At 60.4% G+C, this 15,543-nt stretch carries 17 protein-coding genes and 1 tRNA gene; 5 read left to right on the top strand and 13 right to left on the bottom strand.

Translation table 11 applies throughout. The features are described 5' to 3' along the window. The first annotated feature begins 323 nt into the window (after positions 1-323). The 3 genes from rsmD to FH08_RS0106830 all read left to right on the top strand — a co-directional run bounded on the left by rsmD (position 324) and on the right by FH08_RS0106830 (position 2,032). On the top strand, positions 324-1,025 hold the full coding sequence (gene rsmD, locus FH08_RS0106840; RefSeq protein WP_081889376.1) for a 16S rRNA (guanine(966)-N(2))-methyltransferase RsmD: 702 nt from the start codon (positions 324-326) through the stop codon (positions 1,023-1,025). A 159-nt stretch (positions 1,026-1,184) separates the two neighbouring features. Further along, positions 1,185-1,688 carry a pantetheine-phosphate adenylyltransferase gene (coaD, locus tag FH08_RS0106835; RefSeq protein WP_031357613.1) on the top strand — a complete coding sequence of 168 codons (504 nt, stop codon included), beginning with the start codon at positions 1,185-1,187 and terminating at the stop codon, positions 1,686-1,688. 86 nt (positions 1,689-1,774) lie between these two features. Next, positions 1,775-2,032: a YfhL family 4Fe-4S dicluster ferredoxin gene (locus FH08_RS0106830; RefSeq protein ID WP_031357612.1), complete on the top strand. Its 258-nt coding sequence runs from the start codon at positions 1,775-1,777 to the stop codon at positions 2,030-2,032. A 49-nt stretch (positions 2,033-2,081) separates the two neighbouring features. Here FH08_RS0106830 and hisC read toward each other — a convergent pair whose 3' ends face one another. From hisC to FH08_RS0106790, 8 genes are all read right to left on the bottom strand, one after another. Beyond that, positions 2,082-3,146 carry a histidinol-phosphate transaminase gene (gene hisC / locus FH08_RS0106825; protein ID WP_031357611.1) on the bottom strand — a complete coding sequence of 355 codons (1,065 nt, stop codon included), beginning with the start codon at positions 3,144-3,146 and terminating at the stop codon, positions 2,082-2,084. Positions 3,147-3,189: 43 nt separating this feature from the next. Further along, positions 3,190-3,798, bottom strand: coding sequence for an aminoacyl-tRNA hydrolase (pth, locus tag FH08_RS0106820; protein WP_031357610.1), 609 nt, complete (start codon positions 3,796-3,798; stop codon positions 3,190-3,192). Between the two features lie 141 nt (positions 3,799-3,939). After that, positions 3,940-4,572 carry a 50S ribosomal protein L25/general stress protein Ctc gene (locus tag FH08_RS0106815; protein ID WP_031357609.1) on the bottom strand — a complete coding sequence of 211 codons (633 nt, stop codon included), beginning with the start codon at positions 4,570-4,572 and terminating at the stop codon, positions 3,940-3,942. A 155-nt stretch (positions 4,573-4,727) separates the two neighbouring features. After that, positions 4,728-5,681, bottom strand: a complete 954-nt coding sequence (locus FH08_RS0106810) for a ribose-phosphate pyrophosphokinase (protein ID WP_031357608.1) — start codon at positions 5,679-5,681, stop codon at positions 4,728-4,730. A 48-nt stretch (positions 5,682-5,729) separates the two neighbouring features. Beyond that, positions 5,730-5,806, bottom strand: a tRNA-Gln gene (locus tag FH08_RS0106805). A gap of 55 nt (positions 5,807-5,861) precedes the next feature. Next, entirely contained in the window at positions 5,862-6,782 is a 921-nt protein-coding gene (ispE, locus tag FH08_RS0106800) for a 4-(cytidine 5'-diphospho)-2-C-methyl-D-erythritol kinase (protein ID WP_051887826.1), read from the bottom strand. Positions 6,783-6,799: 17 nt separating this feature from the next. Next, on the bottom strand, positions 6,800-7,372 hold the full coding sequence (lolB, locus tag FH08_RS0106795) for a lipoprotein insertase outer membrane protein LolB (RefSeq protein ID WP_051887846.1): 573 nt from the start codon (positions 7,370-7,372) through the stop codon (positions 6,800-6,802). Positions 7,373-7,431: 59 nt separating this feature from the next. Continuing rightward, positions 7,432-9,300: a tetratricopeptide repeat protein gene (locus FH08_RS0106790; protein ID WP_031357605.1), complete on the bottom strand. Its 1,869-nt coding sequence runs from the start codon at positions 9,298-9,300 to the stop codon at positions 7,432-7,434. Positions 9,301-9,385: 85 nt separating this feature from the next. Here FH08_RS0106790 and mutM point away from each other — a divergent pair, with 85 nt between their 5' ends. Together mutM and mutY are read left to right on the top strand one after the other, a co-directional pair. Next, the gene (gene mutM / locus FH08_RS0106785; protein WP_031357604.1) at positions 9,386-10,216 is read left to right on the top strand and encodes a bifunctional DNA-formamidopyrimidine glycosylase/DNA-(apurinic or apyrimidinic site) lyase; all 831 of its coding nucleotides are present in this window, start codon (positions 9,386-9,388) and stop codon (positions 10,214-10,216) included. A gap of 4 nt (positions 10,217-10,220) precedes the next feature. After that, positions 10,221-11,279 carry an A/G-specific adenine glycosylase gene (gene mutY, locus FH08_RS0106780; RefSeq protein ID WP_031357603.1) on the top strand — a complete coding sequence of 353 codons (1,059 nt, stop codon included), beginning with the start codon at positions 10,221-10,223 and terminating at the stop codon, positions 11,277-11,279. A 22-nt stretch (positions 11,280-11,301) separates the two neighbouring features. Here mutY and FH08_RS0106775 read toward each other — a convergent pair whose 3' ends face one another. The 5 genes from FH08_RS0106775 to hpf all read right to left on the bottom strand — a co-directional run bounded on the left by FH08_RS0106775 (position 11,302) and on the right by hpf (position 15,443). Further along, a complete protein-coding gene (locus FH08_RS0106775) occupies positions 11,302-11,934 on the bottom strand; it encodes an LON peptidase substrate-binding domain-containing protein (RefSeq protein WP_031357602.1) in 633 nt (210 codons plus the stop codon). 34 nt (positions 11,935-11,968) lie between these two features. Then, the gene (gene rapZ / locus FH08_RS0106770) at positions 11,969-12,865 is read right to left on the bottom strand and encodes an RNase adapter RapZ (RefSeq protein WP_031357601.1); all 897 of its coding nucleotides are present in this window, start codon (positions 12,863-12,865) and stop codon (positions 11,969-11,971) included. A 97-nt stretch (positions 12,866-12,962) separates the two neighbouring features. After that, positions 12,963-13,931 carry an HPr(Ser) kinase/phosphatase gene (gene hprK / locus FH08_RS0106765; RefSeq protein WP_031357600.1) on the bottom strand — a complete coding sequence of 323 codons (969 nt, stop codon included), beginning with the start codon at positions 13,929-13,931 and terminating at the stop codon, positions 12,963-12,965. 187 nt (positions 13,932-14,118) lie between these two features. Further along, positions 14,119-14,574 carry a PTS IIA-like nitrogen regulatory protein PtsN gene (gene ptsN, locus FH08_RS0106760; RefSeq protein WP_031357599.1) on the bottom strand — a complete coding sequence of 152 codons (456 nt, stop codon included), beginning with the start codon at positions 14,572-14,574 and terminating at the stop codon, positions 14,119-14,121. Between the two features lie 509 nt (positions 14,575-15,083). Next, on the bottom strand, positions 15,084-15,443 hold the full coding sequence (hpf, locus tag FH08_RS0106755) for a ribosome hibernation-promoting factor, HPF/YfiA family (RefSeq protein WP_031357598.1): 360 nt from the start codon (positions 15,441-15,443) through the stop codon (positions 15,084-15,086). Positions 15,444-15,543 lie beyond the last annotated feature (100 nt).

Raw genomic sequence — 15,543 nt, 5'->3', positions numbered from 1 at the left:
CCGTCGCAACCGCGTTGCTGCGTCGAACGAGCTAACAACGCAAACGCAAAGGTGACGATGGCTGCCGCGCCGCGAAAAACCGCCAAAAACAGCGGGGAGAGCCGGGCGTATGCGCAAAAAAAGCGAAAGATAGCTATTTTATCAGCCGGCACCGATTGTAGTGGCCGCCCGGGCGGCGAACCCCAGCATCCGGCGCGGCGGGGCTGTGGTAACGTGCCCGCATCGGCGACACGCCAATTGTTGAAACCGATGACGTTCTCACCCGGCCCGCGCGGGACATCCCGCCGCCTCTACCCACGCCCTACCACGCCCCACGCACGTCAATGTCCCGTTCCTCGATCACCCGCGCATTAGAGCGAAATCCCGAGCGAAATCGCGAACGCAGCCCCGAGCGCACCGCCGAGCATACCGCCGTGCGCGCACCGAAAGTCCGCGAAGCCGCGCCATCGCGCGGCGGCAAGGCGCATTCCATCCGCATCATTGGTGGCGACTGGAAACGCACGCCACTGCCCGTTCTGAGCCTGGACGGCCTGCGTCCGACGCCGGACAGGGTCCGTGAGACGCTGTTCAACTGGCTGGGCCAGTCGCTCGATGGCAAGCGTTGCCTCGATCTGTTTGCCGGCAGCGGCGCATTGGGCTTTGAAGCGGCGTCGCGCGGCGCGCTACGCGTGCTGATGGTGGAACGCAGTGGCCGCGCCGTGGCGCAACTGAAGGCGAACCAGACGCGCCTGGCCGCGAAAAACATCGAAATTGTGGAAGCGGACGCGCTGCGGCTCGTTGCAGGCCTCGCGTCGAATTCCTTCGATGTCGTGTTCCTCGATCCCCCTTTTGGAGACACCACCATGCTCCAGCGCGCTATTGAACTGGCCGTGCCGCTGGTGTCGCCGGGCGGCGCGCTGTACATCGAATCGGGTGAGCCTGTCGATCTCGCGCAAACGCCGGCGTTGTCGGGATGGGCAATTACCCGCGAAGGCAAGGCTGGCGCGGTCCGCTATCATTTGCTGCGGCGCGAAAATGAGGAATAATGCGCGTTCCCAAACACTGGCGGGGCAATGTCCGGCCGACAGTGGACGGGGCGTGGTGGACGTAGGGTGCCCGGCAGACTTTGGTCTTGTCGGTACCGGCGGCGGCCCAATCTGTAGCGAAAGACATACCAGAAGAAGTATCAGAAGAGGAGATGCCCCATGGTTGTAGCCGTTTATCCCGGAACGTTCGACCCGCTCACGCGCGGTCACGAAGACCTCGTGCGACGTGCATCGAGTATTTTCGATACGCTGGTGGTTGGAGTGGCAGACAGCCGGAACAAGAAGCCGTTCTTCAGTTTGGCGGAACGGCTGGATATAGCGCATGAGGTGTTGGGCCATTATCCGAACGTGAAGGTAATGAGCTTCAAGGGGCTACTAAAAGATTTCGTGCGCAAGAACAACGCGCGCGTGATCGTGCGGGGTTTGCGTGCCGTCTCCGACTTCGAATACGAGTTCCAGATGGCAGGCATGAATCGTTATCTGCTGCCGGACGTCGAAACCATGTTCATGACGCCGTCGGATCAATATCAATTCATCTCGGGCACGATCGTGCGCGAGATCGCGCAACTCGGCGGCGATGTCAGCAAGTTCGTTTTTCCATCGGTGGAAAAGCGCTTGCAGGACAAGGTTGGTCCGATCGCGCAAGACCCAACGGTGCCGTGAGCGTTTCTGACGCCTACTAACGCGCGCTCATCCAGGCGCGCGGGCACCAAAAAAGCCGGCGAGATGCCGGACGAAGAGAGTAAAGCATGGCCCTGTTCATTACCGATGAGTGCATCAACTGCGACGTATGCGAGCCCGAGTGCCCGAACGACGCTATCTCGATGGGTGTCGACATCTACGTGATCGACCCGAACAAGTGCACCGAATGTGTCGGCCACTACGACGAACCGCAATGCCAGCAGGTGTGCCCGGTGGATTGCATTCCACGCGACCCGGCGCATGAGGAAAACGCCATCCAGCTGATGGCGAAATATCACGGATTGATGAAAGCGAAGGGCGCTTGATTTAACGTCAAGCGTCAAGTTAAGCCTAAAGCGCCCTTGGCGCGTGCCCTCAGAGCAGCGCGCGCAGCGCTGCCAGCAGAGCGTCGCAGTCGGCATCGGTGCCGACGGTGATCCGCAGATGCTGATCGATTCGCGGCAGCTTGAAATGCCGCACGAAAATCTCCTTCTCCTTCAAGCGCGCGGCGAGCGTGGCTGCATCATGTTCCGGATGGCGCGCGAATACGAAGTTCGCGGCAGACGGCACTACATCGAAGCCCAGCACTTGCAAGTCCGCCGTCAGCCGTTCGCGGCTGGCGATAACCTTCGTACAGGTTTCGCGAAACCAGTCGTCGTCTTCAACGGCCGCAATCGCTGCAGCTTGCGCCAGCCGGTCGAGCGGATAGGAATTGAAGCTGTCCTTCACGCGTGTCAGCGCCTCGATCAATGCTTCGTGCCCGAGTGCAAAGCCCACGCGCATGCCCGCCAGTGAACGCGCTTTCGACAACGTCTGCACGACCAGCAAATTCGGATTTTCATCGATAAGCGTCACCGCCGATTCCGCGCCGAAATCCACATACGCCTCATCGATCACCACAACCGAATCCGGATTTGCCGCGAGCAGCACCTTGATCTCGGTGAGCGGCAACGCGCGGCCGGTCGGCGCGTTCGGATTGGGCAGCAACACGCCACCATTGGGCGCTCGATAGTCGTCCACATCGATACCAAAATCCGCGTTCAGCGGCATCACGTCGACCGCTACGCCGTATAACTGCGCATACACGGGATAAAAGCTGTACGTGATATCCGGAAAACGGATCGGCTTGTCGTGCTTGAGCAGCGCCTGGAACGTGTGTGCGAGAACCTCGTCCGACCCATTGCCGACAAACACCTGGCTCTCGCGCAGACCGTGATGCTGCGCGATGGCCGCGCGCAACGCGTGCGCTGTCGGATCGGGGTATTTGCGGAGTGAGTCACCGTCCTCACCGAGTTCGCGCCGGATCGCATCGACCACGCGCGGTGAGGGCGGATACGGGTTCTCGTTCGTGTTGAGCTTCACGGGACGCGCGAGCGCGGGTTGTTCGCCCGGCACATACGGCGTCAGCTTATTGACGATGTCGCTCCAGAATCGGCTCAAGATTCGCTCCTTTATTGTCCTTGTGGGACGAGGTGCTGCAAGTTCACGGCTGCGAGTTGCGATGCAGGTTCATCATCGCGCGTTCCATCTCGTCGTTGATCGCGAATGGCATTACAGCAAGCGCGCGTTCGATCGATGCATCGATTACGTCCTGCTCCTCGCGCCGTGGTGGTTTCAGCACAAAATTCGCCACATCCGGTTTCGCGCCGGCACGCGCGGCTTCGGGAATGAGATCGCGCGGATGGCCGATGCCGATCCGCAACCGCCAATATTGTTGCACCGACAAATGCGCGGAAATGTCCTTCAGTCCATTGTGCCCGCCGCTGCCGCCGCCAAGTTTCAGCTTCACCGTGCCGGGCGGCAGATCGAGTTCATCGTGTGCCACCAGGATTTCGTCGGGCAAAATCTTGAAGAATTGCGCAACGGCGACTACGGATTGCCCCGATCGGTTCATGAAGGTTTGCGGCTCGAGCAAATGGATCTCCTGGCCATTGAGCCGGCCGCGGCCGTAGTGCCCGTGAAACCGGCGCTCATCACGTAACGATGCACCGGCGTCGCGCGCCAGTTGATCGACGAACCAGAAGCCGGCGTTGTGACGGGTCGCGGTGTATTCGGCGCCCGGATTGCCGAGCCCGACGATCAGTTTGATCATGTTCAATCTTGGCGGCGTAGCAAACCCACCGCGCCAGAAAAAGGCCAAAAAAAACCCGCCGGAGCAGAGCAACGGCGGGTCACTTCGTCCACTCTTACGGGCGGACCCGAGCGGACTCAAGCGGACAGGCTTCAGCCAGACTTATGCAGCCGGCTTGTCGCCTGCGCTCGGAGCAGCAGCGCCACCCGAAGCGGCTTCGTCGGACACGACGGCAGCCGGGATGGTCGCCGAAGCGATCACCGGGTTTTCTGCGTCGAGGTGAGCAACCAGCGCCACGCCCTTCGGCAAAACGATGTCCTTCACGTGCAGCGTGTGACCGGCTTCGATCTTCGCCAGATCGAGTTCGACGAATTCCGGCAGGTCAGCCGGAAGGCATTCGATTTCGACTTCGTTCAGGATGTGCGAGATCACCGCGCCGCCGATCTTCACAGCCGGATTCGTTTCTTGATTCAAGAAGTGGACCGGCACCTTCGTGTGCAGCTTCTTCGATGCATCGACACGTTGGAAGTCAACGTGCAGAACCATTTGCTTGAACGGATGGTATTGCACGTCGCGCAGCAGAACCTGTTGCGACTTGCCAGCGATTTCCAGGTCGAGAATCGACGAATGAAACACTTCTTTCTTCAGCGCGTGCCAAAGTGCGTTGTGATCGAGCTCAACAGCTTGAGCTTCAGCATTTGCGCCATATACGATGCCCGGGGTCTTGCCCGAGTTACGCAGGCGGCGGCTCGCACCCGTACCTTGCAGATTGCGCTCAAAAGCGACTACTTTCATGATTCAACTCCATAATCTGCCCGCGACCAGGCAGTGAAAACGGGGCTGTCCGCGTGTTCGCGTTCAGCCCCAGAGCAGCGGTCCAGGCCTTCGTTCGCCTGAACCGATTACGCCGTTCAGCAGAGCTTTGACGCCCCGCCAAACCGCCAATACTTTTAACCTTCCGCGAACAGCGACATGACCGAGTCGCCGCGACGGATGCGCGAGAACGTTTCGGCCAGCAATCCCGCGCTCGACAGAATACGCACCTTCGGGCACGCCCGGGCTTCGTCGGAGAGGGGGATGGTGTCGGTCACGACCAGTTCGTCGAGTTCCGATGCCGAGATCCGCTCTGCTGCGCCACCGGACAAAACCGGGTGCGTGGCATACGCGAACACTTTCGTCGCGCCGCGTTCCTTCAAAACCTGTGCTGCTTTGCAGAGCGTGCCGGCGGTGTCGACCATGTCGTCCATGATCACGCACGTGCGGCCTTCCACTTCACCAATGATGTTCATCACTTCAGCGACGTTCGCCTTCGGGCGACGCTTGTCGATGATCGCGAGATCGGTGTTCAGTTGCTTGGCCAGTGCCCGGGCGCGGATTACACCGCCCACATCAGGCGACACCACCAGCAGGTTCTCGTAATTCTGCTTGCGCAGATCGCCGAGCAGCACGGGCGTAGCGTAGATGTTGTCGACCGGGATGTCGAAGAAACCTTGAATCTGGTCGGCGTGGAGGTCCATGGTAATGACACGATCCACACCGGCAATTTCCAGCATGTTCGCCACGACTTTCGCCGAGATGGCGACGCGAGCCGAACGTGGCCGGCGATCCTGGCGGGCATAACCGAAGTACGGGATGGCTGCAGTGATCCGGCCAGCGGATGCGCGCTTGAGCGCATCGACCATGATCATGAGTTCCATCAGCGTGTCGTTGGTCGGCGCGCAGGTGGACTGCAGCACGAACACGTCCTTGCCGCGCACATTTTCCTGGATCTCGACCATGATTTCACCGTCGGAGAAACGGCTAACCATTGCCTTGCCAAGCGGGATTCCAAGGATTTTGACGACTTCCTGTGCAAGCGCGGGATTCGCGTTGCCAGTGAATACCATCAGGCCGTCACTGCTCATCGTGCACCTGTGTCTTGGCTGGGGCGAGAGGGAAAACGCGAGAAATTATGGCAGGGGAAGAAGGATTCGAACCTTCGCATGCTGGAATCAAAATCCAGTGCCTTAACCAACTTGGCGACTCCCCTACACTAACTTTGAGTCTTGCCGGGCAGTGTAGGACAAACCCGTCAAAACAAAACTTTACGACGCGAAAGCAAAGAGAGGATGCGAATCCAGACTTTCGGTCACTGTGCTCTTCCAGCTTGCCGGGAGTTTGGCTTGCGCCATCTCAGCTTCGGCTTTGCTACGAAAAGCGGCAAACACGCTCGCTCCGGATCCGGTCATTCGCGCAGGTGACAGATTCGAAAACCACTCAATCACCGTAGCTACTTCCGCGTACTTCTCAACCACAACTGCCTGCATATCATTTCGGCCGAAGCTGTCAGGCCAATCTGTGTCAGAACTATGTTGTGCAAGGAAGTCCGTAATTGTGAGGACTTTTGAGTCCCTCGTCAACCCTTTCTCTGAAAAAATCGCAGCGGTTGGAACATGCACCGCAGGAGTCACCACCAGGAAGAAGCGTTTCGGCAGATCGACGGCTTGCAGCGTTTCGCCGACGCCTTCCGCGAAAGCATTCTGACCGAAGATAAAAAACGGCACGTCGGCACCGAGTTTCAGCGCCAGATCCTGCAACGCTTCTCGCGACAACTCCACGCCCCACAAGCGATTCAGGGCCAGCAGCGTGGTCGCGGCGTCAGAACTGCCGCCGCCGAGACCGGCGCCCATGGGCAGTATTTTATCAATTTCTATGTCGACGCCAAGGGGGCTGCCCGTTGTCGACTGCAGCAGACGCGCAGCACGTACAACCAGGTCGTCCGCTTCGGGCACACCCGGAACATCGGTTTTGCGCGTGATCACGCCATCGTCGCGACGGGTGAAGTGCAGCCGGTCGCCCCAGTCGAGCAACTGGAACACCGTCTGCAACGCGTGATAGCCGTCCGGGCGGCGCCCCGTGATATGCAGGAACAGGTTGAGCTTGGCCGGCGCGAGACAATCGCGCAGCGAAGCGTCGGCTGGCGGATACGCTGAGCCCGGCGATGAACTCGATAAAGATGACGGCATGCGATTGAACTGAAGCGTTACTGGTCGAGGACGAGCTTGATGTCGAGCGGCGGTTCGGCACGCGACAGATTCAGGCGCTTTACGCCGGTCGCCGGGGCGTCGGCATAGGCCAGGTAGTCGATAGTCCATCCGTCCTGCTTGATTTCCTTCAGGCGGCCATTTTCCGACGACGAATCCATGGTCGTGCGCGCCCGCGAGGTTGGCGCAGGCGATGGCTGGAGCCAGTACCGCAAGCCTTCCACCGGCAGCGCGAAGCCGAGGGTGGAGCGCATGAGTTCGGAGACGTTATCGGCGGTCTGCGGCTGGCGATTCGGCAGTTCGAGCGTGGCCGAAGACGGCGACGACGTCACGATAGCCAGCGTTTGCCCAAGCGGATTACGCAATTGCAGCGTGACGGTGTCTCCGGTTTCCTGCCAGTCGAAGTTGCCGTACGCGTTGCGCTGCTGACCGTTCTGGTCGTCGTACTGGACCGAAAAGCGGCCGTGATACGCGCGGCTGGTCTGCGCGGTGATCTCGGTCGCCGCATTCGATGTAGTCGGCACGCGCGGTTTGATCGCACACCCCGACACAACCACCAAACCCGCTGCCATCAGCGCCAGCGCGCCGCGACGCGCGCGCTGACCGCTCAGGAAATTCGTTGCAATCAAGTTCAAAGGTCGTTTACCTGGAATCGTTTGAGCGTTTTCAACAATGTGTCGTTGCCGGGTTCGAGCTTTTGCGCCTGACGCCATGTATTGCGCGCTTGGTCCTGCTGCCCCGACTTCCACTGCACTTCGCCGAGATGAGCGCCAATTTCGGCGTTCGGCTGCAGGTCGTAGGCTTTCTTCAGGATATTGGCAGCTTCCGCCTGATTACCCATCCGATATTTCGCCCAGCCGAGGCTGTCCATGATGAACGCGTCGTTCGGCGCAAGCGACACCGCCTTCTCGATCAGCTTTTCCGCCTCGTCCAGACGCTCGTTGCGATCGACTAGCGAATAGCCGAGCGCGTTATACGCCTGCGCATTGTCCGGCTGCTGTGTCATCAGCTTGCGCAACTGCGTTTCCATGGTGTCGTAATGGCCGTTCTTCTCGGCAGCCATGGCGTAGTCGTAGGCAATGTCCGGATCATCCGGAAACGCTGCCGACGCCTTCGCCAACGCAGCTTCCGCCTCCGGATACCGCTGCGCCTGGAACAGCATCGCGGCGTCGGTACGCGCAAGCAACGCCAGGTCGCGGGGGTCCGACGTCTGCAGGCTGCCCAGCAATTGCCGCGCTTCGTCAACCTTGCCATGCGAGGCAAGGATCTGCGCGCGCGTGACTTGCGCCGGCAAGTACTGCTGGCTGGCACGCGGAATCTTGTCGAGCCACTGGTTCGCGGCTACGTCGTCTTTCTTCTCCAGCGATAACTGCGCCAGATAGATATAAGCCTGTCCCGGATCGGCGTTCGGCGTGCTTTCAGCCGCCGCCGCGTATTGCTTCAGGTAATCCTGCGCCTTGTCCGGCTGTTTCTTCTGAATGTTGATCAACGCTAGCGCCATCAGCGGCGTCAGGTCTTTCGAATCATTCTTGCGCATGATTTCGAACTGCTTCTGGGCGTCGTCGAGACGATCCGCCGACAGATACAGTTGCGCCAGCGCAAGCCGCGCGTCGTGCGACTTCGGATCCTTCTCAAGGTACTTCTCGAACGAAGCAATACCTTCGTTGCGTTCGTTTGGCCCCATGCGCGCAAGCGTCAACGCAGCAGGCAAGTAGTCGGGCTTCAATTTCAGCGCTTGTTCAAGCGATGCCTTCGCGCCCGGCTGGTCGTCGGCGGCAATTTGCTGGCGGGCGAGCGCCAGCTGCGTTTCCGGCCGGTCCAGATCGGTCTTGACCAAATCCTTCAGCACATTCAACCCGCCTACGCGATTCGGTCCGCGCGAGAGCAGGATCTGCAGCGAAAGGATTGCGTCGCCACGCTGGCTCGCAGGTACTTTTGCGAGCTCGGTGTTGAGGATCGGCTTGGCGTCGTCGGGCTTGCCGGAGAGGATCAGCAGCGAGGCGCTCAACTGCGCCGCGCGCTCCGAATTCGGTGAGAATTGCTGCCAGAGCTGGACTGCCGTCAGCGCGTCGTTGGGACTTTGTGCGGCGATTGCAATCTCGGTCGCGCGCTGCGCGAAGCGTGGGTCGTGCGTGTCGCGCGCGAGGGCGAGATACGTCTGATAGGCCGGCGCTGCCTGATTGCGTTGCAACGCGACTTCCGCCGCGAGCACCTGGAACACGATCTGGCTGGACGCAGCCACATTCGGCAAGTCCTGAACTTCCTTGCCGGTAGGCGGCGCGGTGATCAGGTCCGCTGCACTGATGGCGGACTGGTCGTCGTCAGGCGTGGGAAGTTGCGCGGGGCTCTGCGCGTAGGCAGGCGCAAGCGCGAACGCCGCCATCGCGAACGCCACAGCGGCCGCGAGCTTGCTCGGGTAGACCGGCTTACCGCGTGCGGCGCTCGTTTGAACGCTCGCTGCACGCTGCTTCGAAAACAACTTTACGAAGGACAAGTTCATGGAAATCCGATCAATGTTTCAGTCGATTGTAACGCGCTCGCTACAATACGCGCACATCCCACAGCAAGTTGCAGACCAGTAAAACATGCCAGAGTTGCCGGAAGTCGAAGTAACCCGTCGCGGGATCGAACCGTTCGTCGCCGGACGCCGGGTAGAGCGTGTCGATGTCCGTACACCGGCGCTGCGCTGGCCGATTCCGGCGCATCTCGCGAAGACGATGAAGGCGCTGAAAATCGAGAAAGTCGAGCGTCGCGGCAAGTACCTGTTGTTCGAAACGTCCGAAGGCTGGCTGATCGTGCATCTCGGCATGACGGGGACGCTGCGGGTATTGCGGAACGTGCCGCGTCCGCCGGATGCCGCGAAGCATGATCATATAGACCTGATCTTCGATGACTTTATTCTGCGCTTTCGCGACCCGCGGCGTTTTGGCGCGGTGCTCTGGCACGCGCGGGCAGACGGTGACGTGCTCGACCATCCGCTGCTGGCAGGCCTGGGCGTGGAGCCATTTACCGCTGAGTTTTCCGGCGCGCTGATGTTCCGTCAGACGCGCGGGCGCAAAGTGTCGGTCAAGCAGGCTTTGCTGGCTGGCACGATGGTCGTCGGCGTGGGCAACATTTATGCGTCCGAGAGCCTGTTTCGCGCGGGTATCCGGCCGACCGTCGCCGCCGGGCGCGTCTCGCTCGTGCGCTACGATCTTCTCGCCGACGCCGTGCGCACAACGCTTGCCGCAGCGATCGAAAAAGGCGGCAGCACGTTGCGCGATTTCGTGGGAAGCAACGGCGAGTCGGGCTATTTCCAACTCGATTATTTCGTCTACGATCGCGCGGGTTTGCCGTGCCACGTCTGCGGAACGGCCATCAAACAAATCGTGCAAGGCCAGCGATCCACGTACTTTTGCCCGCGCTGCCAGCGCTAGCCCCATGCTCCAGCTCACCGACTTCTCCACGCGCCTGATCGCATGGCAACGCGTTCACGGCCGTCATGACCTGCCATGGCAAAACACGCGCGATGCCTACCGGATCTGGTTGTCAGAAATCATGTTGCAGCAGACGCAGGTATCGACGGTGATTCCGTACTACGCGCGTTTTCTCGACCGTTTCCCCGATGTAAACGCGCTCGCTTTCGCCCCGCTCGATGACGTCATGGCGCTCTGGGCCGGACTCGGCTACTACTCGCGCGCGCGGAATCTGCATCGATGCGCGTTTGTGGTGTCGACAGAGCTCGGCTGCGAATTTCCCCGCAGCGTAGATGAGTTGGCCGAACTGCCGGGTATCGGGCGGTCGACGGCGGCGGCCATCGCGTCGTTCGCGTTCGGCGCACGCGCGACCATTCTCGATGGCAACGTGAAGCGGGTGCTCGCGCGGGTGTTCGGCATCGAAGGATTTCCGGGCGAAAAGCGCGTGGAAAACACGATGTGGACGCTCGCCGAATCGCTGCTTCCGGACGCCGCGCACAAGGACGAAGTCACCGCCTACACGCAGGGTTTGATGGATCTCGGCGCAACGTTGTGCGTGCGTGGCAAGCCGGATTGCGCGCGCTGCCCGTTTGCTGCCGACTGCGTAGCCAACGTGACCGGACGGCAAAAGGAGCTGCCTGCTTCGCGCCCGAAGAAGACCGTGCCGACACGCAAGACCTGGATGCTGGTGCTGCAGGACGGCGATAGCGTCCTGCTGGAAAAGCGCCCTCCGACGGGCATCTGGGGCGGTCTATGGAGCCTGCCGGAAGCAGGGGATGAAGACGCGCTCGCGGCAGTCTCACACAGCTTCGGCGGCTCGGCCGAGCTTCAGCGGCTCACTCCGTTCACGCATACGTTCACGCATTTCAAACTGGATATCGAGCCGCGTCTTGGGCAGGCGAACGGAGTGCCCGACGCTGCAGATAACCGGACCGTGTGGGCGCCGCTTGCGAATATCGATGCGTATGGGGTGCCTGCCCCAGTGCGCAAACTGCTTGATGCGCTGCAGGGTTCGCTGATTTGATATCAGGGGCTGCCAAGCGGCTTCAAAGCAATTGATGCTGCTGCATATAGTGATGCACGACATCGATTCGCGCGGCCGCGTCCTCAAGCTCCATCAGCTTTTGCCGGGCGCGCATGGGGATCGGCAGGATCTCGGATAACCGGTTGGATACCCACGTCGGATCGTCGAGAAGGAAGGGCTCGGTGAACGGCAGATCCTTCGGCTCGCGCGCCTTGATTGCATCGATGATCCGCTCCAGCACCTCCGCGCACGCACCAAACTTTATTAACGCTTGCGCGTCGTCCATCGGCGTGTCGTCGCCAATGGTTTCCGCTACGCCCACGAGCAAATTGCTCGGCCCCACACGATGCGACAACAGCCGAAAACGCGTCGTGCCGCGTGCCTGGACCAGCAGCATGCCAAACGTGTCCACGTCGCATTGCGTGATCTCGGCCAGGCAGCCAATGCTCTCGGGCACCGACGGTGCCCCCGGCGACGCAATCTCATTACCGCTTTTCAACAGGCACACGCCGAACGGCGTGCCTTCGCGCAAACACGCACGCGCCATGTCCAGATAGCGGGCTTCGAAGATTTTCAGGGGAAGATGGCCGCCCGGAAACAACACGGTGTGCAGCGGAAACAGCGGCAGGTCGGCGAGCAGGGGATTAGTGGACATCGCGCGCTTCTTTTAAAAGGCCGCCCGAAGGCGATCAGGTTTGCAAGGACGCGACGTGTCCATCCAGAGCGATGGGTGCGTCGCGATGCCGCACAATCACATTGGCCTTGTCACCGAAGCGCGCGGCGAGCGCCTGGGCGATGAATACCGAACGATGCTGGCCACCCGTGCAGCCGATCGCCACTGTCAGGTAACTACGATTATCGTCACGAAATTGCGGCAGCCATTTGGCGATGAACGTGCCCACGTCATCAATCATCTGGTGGACCATCGGCTGGGCGGACAAAAAGTCGATAACCGGCTTGTCCAGCCCCGTCAGCGGCCGCAGTTCGTGGTCGTAATAGGGATTCGGGAGCGTGCGGACATCGAAGACAAAATCGGCGTCGAGCGGCACGCCGCGCTTGAACCCAAACGATTCGAACATCAGCGTCAGCCCGGCCGTTTCCTGCTCGATGAAACTCTTCACCCACGCGCGCAATACGTTCGCCCGCAGATTGCTGGTGTCGATCTGATGGCCGAATTCGGCGAGTCCCGAGACAAGCTCGCGTTCACGTTCGATCGCTTCGCCGAGCGAGGTGAGCAGCCCGACGTCGGCGTCGTGACCCGGCGAACCCGACAACGGATGCCGGCGGCGGGTCTCGGAAAAGCGCTGGATCAGCGACTGCGTACTGGCGTTGAGAAACAGCACGCGCAGGTCGAACGCTTGCGACAGGTCTTTAATGATGGCGGGCACTTCGTCGAGCGAGCGGCTCGAGCGTGCGTCGATTGCAACAGCCAGACGCGGCTGCCCCTGACTGTTGAGGTACGCGGCGAGTTCGGGCAGGAAGCGCGGCGGGAGGTTGTCGACGCAATAGTAGCCGGCGTCTTCGAGCGCGTTCAGGGCAACCGATTTGCCGGAGCCGGAAATACCCGTAATCAGAATAATGCGCATGAATAAGGACTCGTTCGCTCGATGTAAAAGCACGCAAAAATTCGGGTCCGGGCGGCGGCTCAGTGCTCGTTGCCGCCGGTCTTGCCTGCTTAGTTCGTCAAATCAGCTTGCCGGGGAACTGGCTCTCGGGGTCCTGCATCGCAAGGCGTTGACGGTCCATGAAGTCGCGCAAGGTGTCGATACCCCGTAATTGCAGGATCGTGTTGCGCACCGCAGCTTCGACCAGTACAGCGAGGTTTCGGCCGGCAGCCACCTGGATAGTGACCTTGCTGATCGGCAGGCCGAGCACGTCGACCGCCTGGCTTTCGAGCGGCAGCCGCTGAAATTCACCGTCTGGACGACGCACCAGTTGAACGATCAACTTGAGCTTCATTTTCCGCCGAACGGCGGTTTCCCCAAAGATGGTCTTGATATCAAGCAGACCGAGGCCGCGGACTTCAAGCAGGTTCTGCAGCAGCGGCGGGCATCTGCCTTCGACAAAATCCGGACCGAGGCGCACGAAGTCTACGGCGTCGTCAGCGACAAGACCGTGACCGCGGCTGATCAACTCGAGTCCGAGTTCGCTTTTGCCGAGACCGGAGTCACCGGTCAGTAGCACACCCATGCCGAGGATGTCGAGGAACACGCCATGCAGCGTGGCGCGGGGAGCCAAAATCCGCGACATGTAGAGCCGCAGGCTGTCGATCACCGCCGCCGCGGACATGCGCGTGGTAAAAAGCGGCGTGGACGAGCGGGTGCAGCGTAGAACCAGTTCAGGCGGTGCGCCGACTTCGCCGGCAACCACCAGGAAGGGTGGTTCAAGCGCGATCAGTTCGGCCATGTTGCGCGACCGGTCTTCGTCGGACTGACGCTGGTAGTAGGTGATTTCGGCGTCGCCGAGTACCTGGATACGGTTGGGGTGAATCAGGTTCAAGTGCCCGACGAGATCGGCGCTTGAGGTTGCATTGGCAACGGTTTCGGTCGAGAAGCCGCGCTCCCAGCCTTCGTGTCCCGTGAGCCAGCTCAGTTTCAGCGCGGCTGCGTTGTCGTCAAAAATGCTCTGGGCGTTGATGCTGGACGTATCCATGAGGGCCGGAACTCCGAGAGAGGCCGCGAGCATGGCGCAATTGGAGAGCCGGGTTTGGTCTCTTCAATGCTCCGCTCAATAGGACTGATTGTGCGCTAGAAGGGCCGCCGGCGCGAGAGGGCCGTTCGGCCTGGTCTTCGCGCCGGATCTGGCATCAAGTCCAGCACAAGACCTGGCTCGGGAGAGCTCAGGGCTGCCATTGCGTGAGCACCTGATACAGCGCTTCACGGTTTTCTTCAGTATTCAGGCGTTCGCGTGCATCCCGGTCGGACAGCAGCTGCGCTATTTCCGAGAGAATTTCGAGGTGCTGTTGCGTGGCCTGTTCGGGCACCAGCAGGAAGATCAGCAGCGATACGGGCTGCCCGTCCGGCGATTCGAAAGCGATCGGCTCAGCCAGGCGCACGAAGGCGGCGAGCGGATGCTTCAGGCCCTTGATGCGTCCGTGAGGAATGGCGACACCTTCACCGAGACCGGTCGAGCCAAGGCGCTCGCGCGCAAAGAGATTGTCGGTGACGATACTGCGGCCAATGCCGTTCTGGTTCTCGAAGATCAGGCCCGCTTGCTCGAATACACGTTTCTTGCTAGTGACGGACAGTCCGAGGACGACATTTTCGAGGGGAAGAAATTTGGCTAAACGATTCATGTTGGCAGGCAGATGCGTGGCCTGAATTCTCCTCGTCGTGGCGGTTGCAGAACCTGCACGAAACGCTCACGGCGATTTTGGTAAGGAATGCGCGGGAGACCAAAGTCTCGCTTCACTCCGATTAACAACCCCGGTACCCGGTACTAAGCTCGGTACTGACCGACTGACCGGACCATTATAGAACAGCGCAATCAAACGATGGTGCGGCGCGCCATACACTGAACGCGTTTGTTGCTCATAACACAACGCTTGCTGCTGCGCGCCAGTTGACCCGTATTGCAGCAAAAAACCGCCCGAAATCGGCGGCGACAAAAAAAGCCGCCTGCTTACAGGCGGCTCTTCCAGGCGGCTTCAAGCGGCTCCTTCGGGCGACTCGTGCCGGCTATCGGACCGATGGATTCCGGTCCACATTGCTCCGGAATCCGACGCATCGATAAAACCTCCAGCCGATGCGTCGTTCAACCCATTTGAATCGTTCCTCTAACCGTTCACGGACCCTACGGGAACCCTTACGGCGCCGGAACTTCGCTCTCCTGCGGTTCGTGCCCGTATTTCATCGTGGCGTGTGCATGGCCCTGGATCTTGTCCTTGTGGCGGAGCACTTGCCGGTCCAGCTTGTCGACCATCAGGTCGATGGCCGCGTACATATCAACGTCACAACTCTCGATGAAAATGTCCTTGCCCTTCAGGTGCAAGTTGATTTCGACCTTTTGCCGCTTGTCCTTTTCCCTATGATTATCGACCGAGAGGACCACACTGCCATCGATCACCTGATCGAAGTGCCGTAGCACTCTATCCAGTTTGGTGATCACATATTCTCGCAACGCAGGCGTCAATTCGAGATGGTGTCCACTGATCTGCAGATTCATAGTTGCTCTCCAAGCTAATGGCCGCCTGGACGCTATCACGCTGCTCAAACCGGTCGCTGCTTGCCCGTACGTGCCCATTCAGTTGAACGGTGGTACAGAT

Origin of the sequence: Caballeronia sordidicola, from assembly GCF_000729995.1 — a bacterium.
Lineage (GTDB): Bacteria > Pseudomonadota > Gammaproteobacteria > Burkholderiales > Burkholderiaceae > Caballeronia > Caballeronia sordidicola_A.
This window is presented reverse-complemented; position numbering and strand designations above follow the sequence as displayed.

Coding starts and splice junctions, on each gene's coding strand:
- coaD (WP_031357613.1), top strand. CDS start 1,185: ATGGTTGTAGCCGTTTATCCCGGAACGTTCGACCCGCTCACGCGCGGT.
- FH08_RS0106790 (WP_031357605.1), bottom strand. CDS start 9,300: ATGAACTTGTCCTTCGTAAAGTTGTTTTCGAAGCAGCGTGCAGCGAGC.
- mutY (WP_031357603.1), top strand. CDS start 10,221: ATGCTCCAGCTCACCGACTTCTCCACGCGCCTGATCGCATGGCAACGC.
- ptsN (WP_031357599.1), bottom strand. CDS start 14,574: ATGAATCGTTTAGCCAAATTTCTTCCCCTCGAAAATGTCGTCCTCGGA.
- mutM (WP_031357604.1), top strand. CDS start 9,386: ATGCCAGAGTTGCCGGAAGTCGAAGTAACCCGTCGCGGGATCGAACCG.
- rsmD (WP_081889376.1), top strand. CDS start 324: ATGTCCCGTTCCTCGATCACCCGCGCATTAGAGCGAAATCCCGAGCGA.
- FH08_RS0106815 (WP_031357609.1), bottom strand. CDS start 4,572: ATGAAAGTAGTCGCTTTTGAGCGCAATCTGCAAGGTACGGGTGCGAGC.
- hprK (WP_031357600.1), bottom strand. CDS start 13,931: ATGGATACGTCCAGCATCAACGCCCAGAGCATTTTTGACGACAACGCA.
- hpf (WP_031357598.1), bottom strand. CDS start 15,443: ATGAATCTGCAGATCAGTGGACACCATCTCGAATTGACGCCTGCGTTG.
- pth (WP_031357610.1), bottom strand. CDS start 3,798: ATGATCAAACTGATCGTCGGGCTCGGCAATCCGGGCGCCGAATACACC.
- FH08_RS0106775 (WP_031357602.1), bottom strand. CDS start 11,934: ATGTCCACTAATCCCCTGCTCGCCGACCTGCCGCTGTTTCCGCTGCAC.
- rapZ (WP_031357601.1), bottom strand. CDS start 12,865: ATGCGCATTATTCTGATTACGGGTATTTCCGGCTCCGGCAAATCGGTT.
- lolB (WP_051887846.1), bottom strand. CDS start 7,372: ATGGCAGCGGGTTTGGTGGTTGTGTCGGGGTGTGCGATCAAACCGCGC.
- ispE (WP_051887826.1), bottom strand. CDS start 6,782: ATGCCGTCATCTTTATCGAGTTCATCGCCGGGCTCAGCGTATCCGCCA.
- FH08_RS0106830 (WP_031357612.1), top strand. CDS start 1,775: ATGGCCCTGTTCATTACCGATGAGTGCATCAACTGCGACGTATGCGAG.
- FH08_RS0106810 (WP_031357608.1), bottom strand. CDS start 5,681: ATGAGCAGTGACGGCCTGATGGTATTCACTGGCAACGCGAATCCCGCG.